Below are 14918 nucleotides of genomic sequence, written 5' to 3'. Positions count from 1 at the left end.
CGGTGGGGTGGGGAGGGGGGAGTCGGGTCAGGGGGTCGAGGGGGGCGCGCCGGCGGTGCGGCGTCGCGCCGGCCGCTCGGCTGCGGGGAGCACGAGGGGGCCGGTGCGACGGGCGGCGACGTGCGCACCGACCGGGCCGTCCTCGCGGGCGACGTCGATCGGGCGGGTGATCGGCACGGCGATCGCCGCGGTGGGCGGCTCGGCGTAGTCGAGGCCGAACCGCGGCATCCACCCCTCGACCGGATGGCGCACCACGCGCAGTCCGCGTGCGACCACGAGCCACGCGAGGCCGACCAGCGCCGCGATCCCCGCGGCGACCGCGGCGACGCCGAGGGCCCAGCGCGGACCCCAGGCGTTCGCCACGGCACCCACGATCGGCGCGCCCACGGGCGTGCCGCCCGACAGGATCGCCATGTAGAGCGCCATCACCCTGCCGCGAAGCAGCGGGTCGGTCGTGGTCTGCACGTACGCGTTCGCGGTCGTGAGCATCGTGACCGCACCGAACCCGATGAAGACGGTGGATGCCGCGAACAGCCAGTACGCGGGCATGACCGCCGAGACCGCCACGGCCGCGCCGAACAGCCCGGCGGCGACGATGATGATGCGCAGGCGCGCGCGGGCGCGCCGGGCGGCCATGAGCGCGCCGGTCAGCGAGCCGATCGCGAGGATCGAGTTGAGCAGCCCGTACTCGCCGGCGCCGCGGCCGAACTCGACCGCCATGGTGGAGGAGAAGATCGGGAAGTTCATGCCGAACGCACCGACGAGGAAGACGATGGCGAACACGACCACGAGGTCGGGCCGCCCGGCGACGTAGCGGAACCCGGCGACGAAGGCGCCGCGTTCCCGCGTGGGCCGCGGCATCCGCCGCAGGCGCGAGCCGCGCAGCTTCGCGAGCGCGACGAGGACGGCGACGAACGTGATCGCGTTGATGACGAACACCCACCCGGTGCCGACGAGCACGATGAGCACCCCGGCGAGGGCGGGGCCGATCATGCGCGCCGCGTTGAACGATGCCGAGTTCAGCGCGACCGCGTTCGACATGTCCGACGACGACACGAGGTCGGCGACGAACGTCTGCCGCGCCGGGATGTCGATCGCGTTGACCACGCCGAGCAGGCCCGCGAAGACGTAGAGGTGCCAGAGTTCCGCGTGCCCGAGGATCAGCAGCAGGCCGAGCGCGAGTCCGAGCGCCATGAGCGCCGACTGCGTGAACATCAGGATCCTGCGACGCTCGAAGCGGTCGGCGATGAGGCCGGTGACGGGCACGAGCAGCAGCTGCGGCGCGAACTGCAGCGCCATCGTGACGCCGACGGCGAGGGCGTCGTTGTCGGTGAGCTCGGTGAGCACGACCCAGCTCTGGGCCGTGGCCTGCATCCACGCGCCGATGTTGGAGACGAGCGCGCCGATGAACCAGATGCGGTAGTCGACTGAGGCGAGGGAACGGAACATGGATCTCACTGGTCGGTGAGCCTCCTGAGGATGTCGGTGGCGGCGGCGAGCGTGTCGCGCTCGTCGGGGGTGAGGGTGGCGAACCGCTTGGCGAGCCAGGCGTCGCGACGGCGTCGGGTCTCGCGGACGATCGCCTCGCCCTCGTCGGTCGTGCGGAGCAGGACCTTGCGGCCGTCGTCGGGCGAGCCCTCGCGGACGAGCAGGCCCGAGTCGACGAGGCAGTTCACGGTGCGGTTCATCGACGGGGGAGTGACCCGTTCGAGCTCGGCGAGCCGACCGGGCGTGAGCGGGCCCTCGCTCGCGGTCCAGGCGAGCGCGGCGTACTGGGTCGCGCTGAGCTCGGCGTCGGCGCGCTCCTGGCGGATGCGACGGGCCAGCCGCATGACGGCGAGGCGGAGCTCGGTGCTCTGCTCGGCGAGCGGCGTGCGACGCGTGCGGGCCGGCGCGGGCGCCTGGGTGATGGTGTCGGTCACATCGTTAGCCTAACAAATTAGCGTAGCTAATGATTCCCGGCGTTCGAGGCCGATTCCCGTCCGACGCGTGTCGGTAACCGGACTGAAACACCCGGCTGGAAACGTAGGCGCATGGGAAGCCTCTTCGACGGGTATGCGGCGACGCGGTCGCGCAAGCGGAGCCGGGTCCGGCCGTGGGACGAGATGTTCCCCGCCGACGCCGTGACGGTGCGCGAGCCCTACCGCGAGCTCTATCCCGCGCTCGCCCGCATGACGCAGGACGAGCTGCGCGGACGCACCGATGCGCTCGCGAGCAGCTACCTGGCGCAGGGCGTCACGTTCGACTTCGCCGGCGAGGAGCGGCCCTTCCCACTCGACGCCGTCCCCCGGGTCATCGGCGCGGGCGAATGGAACGTGGTCGAGGCGGGCGTCGCGCAGCGCGTGCGGGCCCTCGAGCGCTTCCTCGGCGACGTGTACGGCCGCCAGGACGTCGTCCGCGACGGCGTGATCCCGGCCGCGCTGATCAGCTCGTCGACGCACTTCCACCGGCAGGCCGCCGGGATCGAGAGCGCGAACGGCGTGCGCATCCACGTGGCCGGCATCGACGTCATCCGCGACGAGCGCGGCGACTGGCGGGTCCTCGAGGACAACGTCCGGGTGCCGAGCGGCGTGAGCTACGTCATCTCGAACCGCCGCGTCATGGCGCAGACCCTGCCGGAGCTGTTCACCTCGATGCGGGTCCGCCCGGTCGGCGACTATCCCAACAGGCTCCTGCAGGCGCTGCGGGCCAGCGCGCCCGAGGGCGTCGACGACCCCACCGTCGTGGTGCTCACCCCCGGCGTCTACAACTCGGCCTATTACGAGCACACCCTCCTCGCCCGGCTCATGGGCGTCGAGCTCGTCGAGGGGCGCGACCTCTTCTGCTCGGGCGGACGCGTGTGGATGCGTACGACCGCCGGACCCACCCGCGTCGACGTCATCTACCGGCGCGTCGACGACGAGTTCCTCGATCCGCAGCAGTTCCGCCCGGACTCGGTGCTCGGCGCTCCCGGGCTCATGCTCGCGGCGCGCCTCGGCCACGTGACCATCGCGAACGCGGTCGGCAACGGCGTCGCCGACGACAAGCTCGTCTACACCTACGTTCCCGACCTCATCAGGTACTACCTCGACGAGGAGCCGGTCCTGCCGAACGTCGACACCTGGCGTCTGGAGGAGCCCGAGGCGCTCGCCGAGGTGCTCGACCGACTCGACGAGCTCGTCGTGAAGCCCGTCGACGGGTCGGGCGGCAAGGGCCTCGTGGTCGGGCCGGATGCCTCGAAGTCGACGCTCGCCGAGTTGCGCGGCCGACTGCGCAAGGACCCGCGGGGCTGGATCGCCCAGCCGGTCGTGCAGCTCTCGACGCTCCCGACGCTCGTCGAGGACGGCATGCGTCCCCGGCACGCCGACCTGCGGCCGTTCGCGGTGAACGACGGCGACGACGTCTGGGTGCTGCCCGGCGGGCTGACGCGCGTCGCCCTGCCCGAGGGGCAGCTCATCGTGAACTCGAGCCAGGGCGGCGGGTCGAAGGACACCTGGGTGCTCGACGACTCGGTCACGACGGGCCCGATCGCGGGGCTCGTGCCCAGCCCTCGGCCGGAGGTGCTCGGCAGCGTCCACGGCGCCGGCGGGCGGATCGGCACCGTCGTCGCGGACCAGGCGACGGGCCTTGCGAGCACGCCCGCCACCGCGACGGGGATCGCCAACGCCGCCGATCCGATCGCCGAGGCCGACCAGGCCGCGCACCACCGGGGCCATCGGCCCGAGTCCTCGCCGCAGGACGAGGACGCCCCGATCCGCCAGCAGCAGCAACAGCAACAGCAGGGCCCGTCCCGCCCGCGCACCCGACCGGAGGTGTCGTCATGCTGAGCCGCATCGCCGAGAGCCTGTTCTGGATCGGCCGCTACATCGAACGCAGCGACGGCACCGCCCGGATCATCGACGTGCACCTGCAGCTCCTCCTCGAGGATCCGTGGATCGACGAGGCCTCCGCCTGCCGCGCGATCCTGGCGGTCATGGGCAGCGAGCCCGACGCGGACGCCGCGCTCGGACCGTCGGACGTCATCGCGCTCCTCGCGGTCGACCCGAGCCATCCGGCGTCGATCGCCCACTCGGTGATCGCGGCCCGCGAGAACGCGCGACGCGCCCGCGAGATCGTGTCGACCGAGCTGTGGGAGGCGCTGAACCACACCTACGCGCGGATGCCGCGGCACGTGGCAACCGACAAGACCCACGAGTTCTTCCGCTGGGTCCGCGATCGGTCGGCGCTCGCGATCGGGGTGGTCGACTCGGCATCGAGCCGCGACGAGGCGTGGCACTTCTTCAACCTCGGCCGCTCGATCGAACGCGCCGACATGACCGCGCGGCTGCTCGCGACCCGGTCGCTGACCGAGGCGAGCGGCCCGAGCTGGACGACGATCCTCCGCAGCTGCGGGGGCTACGAGGCCTACCTCCGCAGCTACCGCGGGGTGCCCTCGACGCTCTCGGCGGCGGAGTTCCTGCTGCTCGACCGACTGTTCCCGCGGTCGATCATCTCCAGCGTGATCCGCGCCGAGGAGTCGCTCCGCGAGATCGACCCGCGAGCCGGTCGCGTCGGCGTGACCGACCAGGCGCAGCGGCTGCTCGGGCAGATCCGCTCCGAACTCGAGTACCGGCCGATCGGCGACATCCTGTTCGACCTGGCCGGCAACATGGAACGCGTCCAGGAGGTCGTCTCGGCGGCGAGCGACGCGATCCGGCAGCGCTACTTCCCGACGAGCGTCGTGCCGGTCTGGACCGGGGAGGTCTCGTGAGTCGGCTCCGCATCGTCCACCGCACCGGGTTCGCCTACGCCGAGGAGGCCACGGCGTCGTACAACGAGGCGCGGATGCTCCCGCACTCCGGCGGGGAGCAGTTCGTGCTGCACGCGAGCCTCGACATCCGCCCCGGTGCGACGCAGCACGCCTACCTCGACTATTGGGGCACGCGAGTGTCGACGTTCGAGGTCCTCACCCCGCATCGCGAGCTCTCGGTCACCGCTACGAGCGTCGTCGAGGTGCGGCCGCTGCCCGTCCGCCGGCAGGAGCCGAGCTGGGACGAGCTCGTCGGGATCCGGACCTCGAGCGTGCCGTTCATCGAGTACACCACCCAGACGGATGCCACGCAGCCGCCGCCCGAGGTCGCCGCACTCGCCGCGGAGATCGCGGCCGAGGGCATGCCGGTCGGTGAGACCGCGCTCGAGATCTCCCGCGCGATCGGCGACGCCGTCGAGTACGTGACGGGCGTGACCGCCGTGAACTCGACGGCGCGAGAGGCCTGGACCGAGCGGAAGGGCGTCTGCCAGGACATCGCGCACCTCGCGGTCGGTGCGCTGCGCTCGGTCGGCATCCCGGCCCGGTACGCCTCCGGCTACCTGCACCCCGACCGCGAGGCCCCCGTCGGCGTCACGGTGACCGGCGAATCGCACGCGTGGGTCGAATGGTTCGCCGGGTCGTGGCGCGGATACGACCCCACGAACCTCGCCGAGGTCGGGGAACTGCACGTGCTGGTGGGCCGCGGCCGCGACTACGCCGACGTCGCTCCGCTCCGCGGGGTGTACGCGGGCCCCTCGTCGTCCGAGCTCTTCGTGTCGGTGGAGGTGACGCGCGAGTCCTGACGGCCGACCCCCGCCCGCGAGTCCCCGCGCGACGAGGGTCGGTCCTGCGAGGATGGGCGCATGCCGACGTTCACCGACCCGCAGGGCGTGCGAATCCACTACGAGTCCTGGCGCGTGCCCGACCCGGTCGCGGTGGTGCAGCTCGTGCACGGCGTCGGCGAGCACATCGGCCGCTACGGCGAACTCGTCGAGGCGCTGAACGCCGCCGGCTACTCCGTGTGGGCCGACGACCACCGCGGGCACGGGCAGACCGGGTTCGAGCAGCACGGCGGCGACCTCGACCGCATGGGCCGCCTCGGGCCGGGCGGGCTGCGGGCCGCGATCGACGACGTGCACCGCTTCACCGGTGTCATCCGGGAGACCGAGGGGGACGATCTGCCGCTCGTGCTGCTGGGGCACTCGTGGGGGTCGCTCATGGCGCAGATCATCCTCAACCGGCACGCCGACGACTACGACGCGGTCGTGCTCACGGGCACCGCCTACCGGATGCCGCCCCACATGAACTCCGGCGACCTCAACCGTCGGCACCGGCACCTCGGCACCACGGGGCTCGAATGGCTCTCGCGCGACCCGGCCGTCGCCGAGGCGTTCGTGCGCGACCCGTACACGACCGACGTGCCGCTGCAGCAGCTCTTCGGCCTCATCGAGGCGGCGCGGCTGCTCGGCCGGCCGAGGCGGGGCCTGCCCGTCGAGCTGCCGCTGCTGATCATGATCGGCTCCGAGGACACGCTCGGCGGGGAGCGGAGCGCCGTGAAGCTCGCGAACGCGTACGCGCGGCGGTCGGGGCTCGTCGACGTGACGCTCGTCGTCTACGACGGCGCCCGCCACGAGATCTTCAACGAGACGAACCGCGAGGAGGTCCGCGCCGACCTCGTGCGCTGGCTCGACGAGCGCTTCGCCGTCGACTGACCGGCGGCGGCGGTCAGGGGCGCGGCGGGATGTTGAAGCCGAGCAGCCGCGCGCGCCGCTCGCCGCCCAGCTCCTCGAACCGCACGATCGTCGGCGCGCAGTTCTCGACGACCGGGAACAGGTCGCGGTAGCGGTCCGGGTCGATGCCGAGCAGTTCGCACAGCACCAGCCGCATGAGCGTCGCGTGCGTCACGACGAGCACCCGGCCGTGCGGGAACTCGTCGGCCAGCTCGAGCAGCGCCGGCAGCGCCCGGGCGATGCCCTCGACCCCGGCCTCGCCGGCGGGCATCGGCTGACGTGCCGGGTGCCGTTCGAACGAGGCCCACTCGGCCGGCATCCGTTCGTCGAGCTCGGCGGGGGTGAGCCCCTCGCCGGTGCCGAAGTCGATCTCGACGAGCCGGGCATCGAGCCGGAGTTCGAGGCCGGTGGCCGCCGCCGACGGTTCCGCGGTGAGGCGCGCCCGCAGCATCGGCGAGGCGACGACCGCCGACAGCCGTGCCCGCGCCGACCATTCGGCCAGCTCGTCGGCCTGCACGAGGCCGTGGTCGGTGAGCTCCACGTCGGAGGAACCCGCGTAGCGGTGCTCGGCGTGCCAGACCGTCTCGCCGTGGCGGGCCAGGAAGAGCGTCGTCATCGCGGCATCCGTTCTCTCGGTGCGTGGGTCGTCCCGTCGCCGAGCCTACGCTCGTGGGTCCGGCATCCGTAGGCTTGGTCGCATGCACGGTGAGTACAAGGTTCCGGGCGGCAAGCTCGTGGTGGTCGACTTCGACGTGGTCGACGGGGCGATCCGCGACGCGCGGGTGGCGGGCGACTTCTTCCTCGAGCCGGATGAAGCGCTGGACGACCTGAACCGGGCGCTCGACGGGCTGCCCGCGGCATCCGACGCCAAGCAGATCGCCGCGGCGATCGCCAAGGGACTCCGGCCCGACGCCGTCATGCTCGGGTTCTCGGCCGAGGCGATCGCGGTGGCGGTGCGCCGCGCGATGACGGACGCCCGGACCTGGTCGGACTACGAGTGGGAGATCGTGCACGACCCGGCCTTCCCGCCGCGCCTGCACCTGGCGCTCGACGAGGTGCTCGCGTCGCGCGTCGGCGAGGGGCGGCGCAAGCCCACGCTGCGGTTCTGGGAGTGGGAGGAGTCGGCCGTCGTGATCGGCTCGTTCCAGTCGGTGCGCAATGAAGTCGACCCGGATGGCGCCGCCCGCCACGGCTTCGACGTCGTCCGGCGCATCTCGGGCGGCGGCGCGATGATGATGGAGAAGGGCAACGTCGTCACCTACTCGCTGTACGTGCCGGCCGAGCTGGTGCAGGGCATGAGCTTCGCCGACTCGTACGCGTTCCTCGACGACTGGGTGCTGCAGGGCCTGCGCTCGATGGGCATCGAGGCCACGTACCAGCCGCTGAACGACATCGCGAGCCCCGCGGGCAAGATCGGCGGCGCCGCGCAGAAGCGGCTCGGCTCGGGCGGCGTGCTGCACCACGTGACGATGGCGTACGACCTCGACAACGCCAAGATGCTCGAGGTGCTGCGCATCGGCCGCGAGAAGATCAGCGACAAGGGCATCGCGTCGGCGGCCAAGCGGGTCGACCCGCTGCGGTCGCAGACGGGCCTCTCGCGCGCCGACGTCATCGACCGACTCAAGGAGACGTTCGCCGGGCTGCACGGCGCCACCCCGGGCGCGGTCGCGGCCGATGAGCTCGCCGAGGCCGAGGCACTCGTCGCCTCCAAGTTCGCGACCGAGGAGTGGCTGCAGCGCGTGCCGTGAGGCCGGAACGCGGGACGGGGCTGTGGAACCCCTGAACGTGAGCCCTCGTCACCCCCGCTACAATCGCCGGGTGGATTGGTGGATGGGTCTCCTCATCGCCGGTGCGGTGATCGCGCTCGGCGCGATCGCGGTGCGCCTGCGCTGGATCGACCTGTCCGACAAGACCAAGCAGGGCAAGCCGAGCGGCTCCGCCGTGCTCATGATCGGCGACGAGGTCTTCGCGCCCCGCAAGTACGAGGCGCAGGTCGAGGTCGACCGCCAGGCGCGGCTGCCCGTCCCCGCCCCGGTGCCGGGCGACGGCGACCAGGGCATCTCGTACGCGGCGGCCGACGCGGGCGACGACGACCCCGACCGGTTCCGCGGTCGCATCCGCCTCGACGTCGAGCGCTGAGGCGCGGCATCCGCCCTACGCGTCGATGAGGGTCGTGCCCCACTCGCGCGCCCGCGTGAGCTCGCCGTCGGCGACCGGCCCCGAGTAGCCCTGCACGCCGAACGACATCGCGTGGTCGACCGGACGGAACCCCTTCGCGACGAGCTGCTTCATCGCCTTCCTGGCCGCCGAGCCGGGCAGGCGGGGCTTCACGGTGCGCGTGTCGAACGTCGCGACCGCGACCGACGACGACGGGCTCGCGAGCTCCTCGAGCCACTCCCGGATGCCGCGATCGGCGATCTTCGTCGCGCCCTGCTGCCGGGCCGACTCCCTGGTCTTCGCCGTCGTCATCGAGAACGCGTGGGTCGGCCCGCCGACCACGACGAGGTCGACCTCGGGGTCGATCTCCTCCGGCGCCGTCGCGGCCTCGACCACGTCGACGGCGTCCACGCCCTCGCTCGAGCGCAACCCGTCGGCGATCGCCCGGGCCAGCTCGCCCGTGTTCCCCCAGACGGTCTCGTAGACCACCATCGCCCGCATCGTGTCCCCCGTTCCGGCCGGTCCGGATCCCTGCGCATCACGCTACGTCGACGGATGCCGCGCCGGCAGGGACCTTCGGCCGGTGGGATCGCGCGGTCCGGCGCGGCGGTCGCGGCGGCATCCGCTGGCAGACTGGTCCGGTGTCCGTCGACGAGCCCGACCGCGTGATCCACGCCGACAACCTCGACGTGATGGCGACGCTCCCGGACGGGCGGTTCACGCTCGTCTACCTCGATCCGCCGTTCAACACGGGCAGGTCGCAGACCAGGCAGTCGACCCGGCACGTGCGACCGGAGGCGACGGATGACGCGGCGCCCGCGCCATCCGGCACCGTCACCGGGTTCGGCGGCAAGCGGTACGAACGGATCCGCGGCGACCTGCTGCGCTACGACGACCGCTTCGACGACTACTGGGGCTTCCTCGAGCCGCGTCTCGCGGAGGCGTGGCGCCTGCTCGCCGACGACGGCACGCTCTACCTGCACCTCGACTACCGCGAGGCCCACTACGCGAAGGTGCTGCTCGACGCCCTGTTCGGCCGGGAGTGCTTCCTCAACGAGCTGATCTGGGCGTACGACTACGGCGGCAAGTCCAAGCGGCGCTGGCCGACGAAGCACGACACGATCCTCGTCTACGTGAAGGATCCGCGGCGGTACTTCTTCGACTCGGCCGCGGTCGACCGCGAGCCGTACATGGCGCCCGGCCTCGTGACGCCGGAGCAGGCGGCGCGCGGCAAGCTGCCGACCGACGTGTGGTGGCACACGATCGTGTCGCCGACCGGGCGGGAGAAGACCGGGTACCCGACGCAGAAGCCCGAGGGCGTGCTGCGCCGGATCGTGCAGGCGTCGAGCCGGCCGGGCGATTGGGTGCTCGACGCGTTCGCCGGCTCCGGAACGACGGGCGCGGTCGCGCGGTCGCTGGGTCGCCGCTTCGTGCTCGTGGACGAGCACGCCGAGGCGATCGAGGTCATGCGCCGCCGGTTCGACGAGGCGGGCGGCATCCGCTTCGAGGCCTGACGCCTCGCGGCCCGCGCACCGCACGCCCCGCGCCCGCCCCTGAACACGCGTCCCGCGCCCTGCGCCTGCCGTCCGCGCCGCGCCGCTCGACGGGAGGTTCGTGCGTGTGCGGCGGTTCCCGAACCTCACTCGGGCGCAGGAACCTCACTTCGAGGGCGCCAGGCGCAGGCAGGGCGAGCCGCGACGGACCTACGCGGACGCCCGCCGCACCAGGTGCGTGGGCATGATGTTGCGGTGGGGCACGTCCTCGCCGCCGATGAGCCGCAGGAGCAGGTCGGCCATCAGGTGCCCCATCTCCTCGGAGGGCTGGTGCACGGTCGTCAGCGGGATGGCCGACGACCTCGCCGCGGGGCTGTCGTCGAAGCCCACGATCGCGATGTCGCCAGGCACGCTGCGGCCGCGCTCGCGCAGGACCGACAGGGTGCCCGTGGCCATGAGGTCGCTCGCGACGAACACGCCGTCGAGGTCGGGCACGCGGTCGAGCAGCCGTCGCGTGGCGTCGACGGCGCCCGAGACGGTGAAGTCGGCGGTCTCGACGGCGTCCTCGGGCAGTCCCGCCGTCGCCATCGCACGGCGGAAGCCCGTCAGGCGGTCGACGGCCGCCGGCATGTCGGGCGGCCCGGTGATCGTGCCGATGCGGCGGCGGCCGATCGCGAGCAGGCGCTCGGTCGCGGTCATCCCGCCCTCGGCGTTGTCGACGTCGACGAAGATGTCGTCGTCGGCGATGTTCGGCGGGCGTCCGCCGAAGACCATCGGCATCTCGTGCGCCGCCTCGTGCAGCAGGTGGTCGCCCTCGTGGTGCGAGACCACGAGCGCGCCGTCGACGACGCCCGATCGCAGGTAGCGCAGGGTCTTGCGGGTCGGGTCGCTCGTCGAGAGCAGCAGGGTGAGCAGGTACTCGCTGACGTCGAGGCGCCGGGTGATGCCCTGCACGATCGAGGCGAAGTAGGGGTCGCCGAAGAAGCGCGTCGTGTCCTCCGGGACGACGAGGGCGATCGCCCCCGAGGTGCGGCTGGCGAGCGATCGCGCCGCGCGGTTGGGCACGTAGTCGAGCTTCGCGATCGCCTCGTTGACGACGCGCACCACCTCGGGGGAGACCTTCGGCGAGCCGTTCACGACGCGGCTCACCGTCGCCCGCGACACGTTGGCCTCCCGCGCGACCATCTCGAGGGTGGGCGCGGGCGGCCGAGCCCCGGACCCGTTGACCCCCTGCATACCCGTCAGTCTATTTCCGAGGGTCATGGGGTCACCGGGTCCGAGGTCTCAGGGGGCGTTCAGCGAGCGGATGCCGCGGGCAGGGCGCGGTCGCGGATGACCCGCTGGTAGGCCAGGCCGCTGTCCTTGATCGTGCGCTCCTGGGTGTCGTAGTCGACCCGGACGATGCCGAACCGCTTGTCGTAGCCCCAGGCCCACTCGTAGTTGTCGAGGATCGACCAGTAGAAGTAGCCCTCCACCGGGGTGCCCTCGTCGATCGCGTCGAGGATCGACGAGAGGTGCGACAGCAGGAACCCGGTGCGCTCGACGTCGTGCACCGCACCGTCCTCGGCCACCTCGTCGTCGTACGCCGCGCCGTTCTCGGTCACGATGAGCCGGACGCCCGCGGGACCGGTGTACTCGCGGTGCACCCGGCCGAGCAGCTCGCGCAGGCCGTCGGGCTGCACCTCCCAGCCCATGCCGGTGCGGGCGAGTCCCTGCGAGTGGAAGTGCACGCCGTCGGCCGCGGGGAACGGCGACCGCGTGGGCCGGTCGGTCGGCGCCTCGTTCGCGACGGGCTCCGCGGCGGGCCGGTCGCTGACGAACTCGCCGTGGTAGTAGTTCACCCCGAGTGCGTCGATGGGCGTCGAGATGATCTCGAGGTCGCCCGGCTGCACGACGGCGTCGAGCCCGAGCGGGCCGACGTCGGCGAGCAGGTCGTCGGCGTAGGCCCCGCGGAAGATCGGGTCGAGGAACACGCGGTTGAACTGGCCGTCGATGCGGCGGGCCGCGTCGAGGTCGCCCGGGTGCGACGGGTCGACCGGCTTGGCGACGGTCAGGTTCAGCGTGATGCCGAGCTCGAGCGACGCGTCGCGCTCGCGCAGCGCCTGCACCGCGAGGCCGTGACCGAGCATGAGGTGGTGCGCGGCGGCGAGGCCGGCCGCGACGTCCTGGCGCCCCGGCGCGTGCGCGCCGGCGGTGTACGACAGGAAGGACGAGCACCACGGCTCGTTCAGCGTCGTCCACACGTTCACCCGGTCGCCGAGCGCGTCGTGCACGCTGAGGGCGTAGTCGCGGAAGCGGTACGCCGTGTCGCGGTTCGCCCAGCCGCCCTGCTCCTCGAGGGCCTGCGGGAGGTCCCAGTGGTAGAGGGTGAGCCAGGGAAGGATGCCCGCCTCGAGCAGTTCGTCGACCAGGCGGGAGTAGAAGTCGATGCCCTTGGCGTTGACGGGCCCGCCGTCGGGTCGCACGCGCGACCACGACGTCGAGAACCGGTACGAGTTCAGGCCGAGCTCCCGCATGAGCGCGACGTCGTCGCGGTAGCGGTGGTAGTGGTCGCATGCGACGTCGCCGTTGTCGGCGTTGACGACGGCCCCCGGGACCCGGCTGAAGGCGTCCCAGATGGAGTCGGTGCGGCCGTCTTCGTGCGCGGCGCCCTCGATCTGGTACGCCGCGGCGGCGGCGCCGAGGAGGAACCCGTCGGGGAAGCGGCGCAGGGCGGCCGTGGAGGCCGAAGCCTCCGTCGACGCTGCGCTGGTGGACTGGATGGTGCTCATCCCTTGACGGCTCCTTGCATGATTCCTGAGACGAGCTGCTTGCCGGCGACGACGAACAGCAGGAGGAGGGGAATGGTGGACAGCAGCACGCCCGCGAGGACGATCGAGTAGTCCACGAAGTGGTTCGACTGGAGCAGCGAGAGCGCCACCGGCAGCGTCGGGTCGCTCCGGTCGAGCACGATGAACGGCCAGAAGAAGTTGTTCCACGCCGTGACGAACGTGAACAGGCCGAGCATCGCGGCGGCCGGGCGGGCGGCGACGACGCCGATCGTCCAGAACGTGCGCAGCATCGAGGCGCCGTCGACCCGGGCGGCTTCGATGAGCTCGTCGGGCACCGCCTGGCGGAGGTACTGCGTCATCCAGAACACGCCGAAGGCGCTCGTGACGGCCGGGATGATGATCGCGCCGATCTGCCCGGTCCAGCCGAGGTCGGAGAACAGGATGTAGAGCGGCACGACGCCCAGCTGCATCGGCACCGCCATGGTCGCGACGACGAACACGAGGAGCGCCTTCGAACCGGGGAAGCGGAGCTTGGCGAACGCCCAGCCGGCGAGCGTGGAGGTGAGCACCACGGCCGCGGCGATGAGCGCGGAGCTGTAGATCGAGTTCCACAGGGCGGGCCAGAAGTTCACGGCCGGATCGGTGACCACCGTCTGCGCGTTCGCGAGGAAGTTGCCGCCGGGCAGCCAGGAGAAGTCCGGGTCGTTGATCGTCGAGGAGTCGCCCGATCCGATCAGGAACGACCAGTAGAAGGGGAACACCGAGGCGATGAGCACGACGCCGAGGCCGGCGTAGACCCAGAAGCCCGCGCGTCCGCCCTTGATGCGGGTGGTCCGGTTCCGCTTGCGCTGCGGCGTCTCCGGGATGCTGGACTCCACGATGGAGAGCGGGGCGGGGGAGTTCATGGAGCTCATGCGCGCACTCCCTTCTGCTTCTTGCCGGCCTTCGGGGCACGGGTGACCTCGTCGCGGACGAGGGCGCGGGTGACGATGAGGTTGATGAGGCCGATGACGAGGATGATCAGGAAGAGGATCCAGGCGAGCGCTGCCGCGCGCCCGAAGTTCCACTCGCCCCAGCCGATGTTGTAGAGGAACAGCGTGATCGTGAGCCACTGCTGAGCGGGGCCGCCCTTGCCGGTGTTGTCGAACATCCGGGGCTCGTCGAAGATCTGCAGTCCGCCGATGGTCGACGTGATGATCACGAAGATGAGCGTCGCCTTGAGCGAGGGCAGCGTGATGCTGGTGAACTGGCGGAACGCCCCGGCGCCGTCGACGGTGGCCGCCTCGTAGTAGTCGCGCGGGATGGCCTGCATCGCGGCGAGGAGGATCAGGGTGTTGTAGCCCGTCCAGCGGAAGTTGACCATCGTCGCGATGGCGATGTGGCTCCAGAACGGGTCCTTGTGCCAGGGCACGGCGGGCAGCCCGAGGTCGGTGAGCACGCCGTTCACGAGGCCGTAGTTGTCGCCGAACATGTTGCTGAAGATCAGGGCGACGGCGACCGGAGCCATGACGAACGGAACGAGCACGCTCATGCGCCAGAACGTCCGGGCGCGGATGTTGCGGTCGAGCATCGCGGCGATGACGATCGCGACGATGAGCTGCGGCACGCTCGAGAGCAGGAAGATGCTGAAGGTGTTGCGCAGGGCCGTCCAGAACTGCGGGTTCTGGAGGATCCAGACGTACTGGTCGAACCCGATGAACTCGCCGGAGTTGCGGACCAGGTCCCAGTCCATGAGGGAGATGACCGCCGTGTAGCCGATCGGGAAGAGCCCCACGACGGCGAACATGATGAAGAACGGCGAGATGTAGAGGTACGGCGAGAACTTCAGGTCCCAGCGGCTGAGGTTCTGGCGGAATCCGAGCACGCGGACCGGGCGGGCCGCGGGAGGCGCGGCGGCCGGCTCGGGTGCCGACGCCGGCGGGCGCGTTTGCGTCGAGGTCACGATGGCTCCGAATCGGGGTGGAGATGGTTGCGTCGGGAGGAGGGTGCGGGCCGGCCG

15 protein-coding genes are annotated in these 14918 nt (G+C 71.7%); 7 read left to right on the top strand and 8 right to left on the bottom strand.

Annotation, left to right across the window (positions count from 1 at the left end):
- Positions 1–27: 27 nt before the first annotated feature.
- Positions 28–1449, bottom strand: a complete 1422-nt coding sequence (locus ACUY4T_RS14095; RefSeq protein ID WP_446019594.1) for an MFS transporter — start codon at positions 1447–1449, stop codon at positions 28–30.
- Between the two features lie 5 nt (positions 1450–1454).
- A complete protein-coding gene (locus ACUY4T_RS14090; RefSeq protein WP_446019593.1) occupies positions 1455–1922 on the bottom strand; it encodes a MarR family winged helix-turn-helix transcriptional regulator in 468 nt (155 codons plus the stop codon).
- 111 nt (positions 1923–2033) lie between these two features.
- Here ACUY4T_RS14090 and ACUY4T_RS14085 point away from each other — a divergent pair, with 111 nt between their 5' ends.
- The 4 genes from ACUY4T_RS14085 to ACUY4T_RS14070 are packed head-to-tail and all read left to right on the top strand — an operon-like array spanning position 2034 to position 6480.
- Complete coding sequence (locus tag ACUY4T_RS14085; RefSeq protein WP_446019592.1) at positions 2034–3806, top strand: circularly permuted type 2 ATP-grasp protein; 1773 nt, start codon at positions 2034–2036, stop codon at positions 3804–3806.
- Positions 3800–4729: an alpha-E domain-containing protein gene (locus ACUY4T_RS14080; protein ID WP_446019591.1), complete on the top strand. Its 930-nt coding sequence runs from the start codon at positions 3800–3802 to the stop codon at positions 4727–4729. Before ACUY4T_RS14085 ends, ACUY4T_RS14080 begins: the two co-directional genes overlap by 7 nt.
- On the top strand, positions 4726–5571 hold the full coding sequence (locus ACUY4T_RS14075; protein ID WP_446019590.1) for a transglutaminase family protein: 846 nt from the start codon (positions 4726–4728) through the stop codon (positions 5569–5571). Before ACUY4T_RS14080 ends, ACUY4T_RS14075 begins: the two co-directional genes overlap by 4 nt.
- 60 nt (positions 5572–5631) lie before the next feature.
- Positions 5632–6480, top strand: a complete 849-nt coding sequence (locus ACUY4T_RS14070) for an alpha/beta fold hydrolase (protein WP_446019589.1) — start codon at positions 5632–5634, stop codon at positions 6478–6480.
- A 13-nt stretch (positions 6481–6493) separates the two neighbouring features.
- On the opposite strand, the gene ACUY4T_RS14065 is transcribed toward ACUY4T_RS14070, so the two are convergent.
- Positions 6494–7114 (bottom strand): histidine phosphatase family protein, encoded by a 621-nt coding sequence (locus ACUY4T_RS14065; protein WP_446019588.1) that lies wholly within the window; start codon positions 7112–7114, stop codon positions 6494–6496.
- 82 nt (positions 7115–7196) lie between these two features.
- On the opposite strand from ACUY4T_RS14065, the gene lplAB reads away from it, so the two are divergent.
- Entirely contained in the window at positions 7197–8246 is a 1050-nt protein-coding gene (gene lplAB, locus ACUY4T_RS14060; RefSeq protein WP_446019587.1) for a lipoate-protein ligase LplAB, read from the top strand.
- A gap of 70 nt (positions 8247–8316) precedes the next feature.
- Positions 8317–8637 (top strand): hypothetical protein, encoded by a 321-nt coding sequence (locus tag ACUY4T_RS14055; protein WP_446019586.1) that lies wholly within the window; start codon positions 8317–8319, stop codon positions 8635–8637.
- Positions 8638–8652: 15 nt separating this feature from the next.
- On the opposite strand, the gene ACUY4T_RS14050 is transcribed toward ACUY4T_RS14055, so the two are convergent.
- Positions 8653–9147, bottom strand: coding sequence for a flavodoxin family protein (locus ACUY4T_RS14050; RefSeq protein WP_446019585.1), 495 nt, complete (start codon positions 9145–9147; stop codon positions 8653–8655).
- Between the two features lie 200 nt (positions 9148–9347).
- Here ACUY4T_RS14050 and ACUY4T_RS14045 point away from each other — a divergent pair, with 200 nt between their 5' ends.
- The gene (locus tag ACUY4T_RS14045; RefSeq protein WP_446019598.1) at positions 9348–10169 is read left to right on the top strand and encodes a DNA-methyltransferase; all 822 of its coding nucleotides are present in this window, start codon (positions 9348–9350) and stop codon (positions 10167–10169) included.
- A 189-nt stretch (positions 10170–10358) separates the two neighbouring features.
- Here the strand turns inward: ACUY4T_RS14045 and ACUY4T_RS14040 are convergent, their stop codons facing one another.
- From ACUY4T_RS14040 to ACUY4T_RS14025, 4 genes are read right to left on the bottom strand one after another with little or no spacing between them, the layout of a single operon-like run.
- Entirely contained in the window at positions 10359–11384 is a 1026-nt protein-coding gene (locus ACUY4T_RS14040; protein ID WP_446019584.1) for a LacI family DNA-binding transcriptional regulator, read from the bottom strand.
- Between the two features lie 59 nt (positions 11385–11443).
- Positions 11444–12919 (bottom strand): GH1 family beta-glucosidase, encoded by a 1476-nt coding sequence (locus tag ACUY4T_RS14035; RefSeq protein WP_446019583.1) that lies wholly within the window; start codon positions 12917–12919, stop codon positions 11444–11446.
- Positions 12916–13824, bottom strand: coding sequence for a carbohydrate ABC transporter permease (locus tag ACUY4T_RS14030; protein ID WP_446019597.1), 909 nt, complete (start codon positions 13822–13824; stop codon positions 12916–12918). Before ACUY4T_RS14030 ends, ACUY4T_RS14035 begins: the two co-directional genes overlap by 4 nt.
- Positions 13825–13829: 5 nt before the next feature.
- The gene (locus ACUY4T_RS14025; RefSeq protein WP_446019596.1) at positions 13830–14864 is read right to left on the bottom strand and encodes a carbohydrate ABC transporter permease; all 1035 of its coding nucleotides are present in this window, start codon (positions 14862–14864) and stop codon (positions 13830–13832) included.
- Between the last annotated feature and the right edge of the window lie 54 nt (positions 14865–14918).

This window comes from Agromyces arachidis (genome assembly GCF_052805135.1).
The sequence above is the reverse complement of the archived record's forward strand: the minus strand, read 5'-3'. Positions and strand labels throughout refer to the sequence as shown.

Excerpts from the sequence above, each read along its gene's own strand:
- ACUY4T_RS14085 (WP_446019592.1), top strand. The coding sequence starts at position 2,034 with ATGGGAAGCCTCTTCGACGGGTATGCGGCGACGCGGTCGCGCAAGCGG.
- ACUY4T_RS14065 (WP_446019588.1), bottom strand. The coding sequence starts at position 7,114 with ATGACGACGCTCTTCCTGGCCCGCCACGGCGAGACGGTCTGGCACGCC.
- lplAB (WP_446019587.1), top strand. The coding sequence starts at position 7,197 with ATGCACGGTGAGTACAAGGTTCCGGGCGGCAAGCTCGTGGTGGTCGAC.
- ACUY4T_RS14070 (WP_446019589.1), top strand. The coding sequence starts at position 5,632 with ATGCCGACGTTCACCGACCCGCAGGGCGTGCGAATCCACTACGAGTCC.
- ACUY4T_RS14030 (WP_446019597.1), bottom strand. The coding sequence starts at position 13,824 with ATGAACTCCCCCGCCCCGCTCTCCATCGTGGAGTCCAGCATCCCGGAG.
- ACUY4T_RS14045 (WP_446019598.1), top strand. The coding sequence starts at position 9,348 with ATGGCGACGCTCCCGGACGGGCGGTTCACGCTCGTCTACCTCGATCCG.
- ACUY4T_RS14050 (WP_446019585.1), bottom strand. The coding sequence starts at position 9,147 with ATGGTGGTCTACGAGACCGTCTGGGGGAACACGGGCGAGCTGGCCCGG.
- ACUY4T_RS14095 (WP_446019594.1), bottom strand. The coding sequence starts at position 1,449 with ATGTTCCGTTCCCTCGCCTCAGTCGACTACCGCATCTGGTTCATCGGC.
- ACUY4T_RS14040 (WP_446019584.1), bottom strand. The coding sequence starts at position 11,384 with ATGCAGGGGGTCAACGGGTCCGGGGCTCGGCCGCCCGCGCCCACCCTC.
- ACUY4T_RS14035 (WP_446019583.1), bottom strand. The coding sequence starts at position 12,919 with ATGAGCACCATCCAGTCCACCAGCGCAGCGTCGACGGAGGCTTCGGCC.
- ACUY4T_RS14080 (WP_446019591.1), top strand. The coding sequence starts at position 3,800 with ATGCTGAGCCGCATCGCCGAGAGCCTGTTCTGGATCGGCCGCTACATC.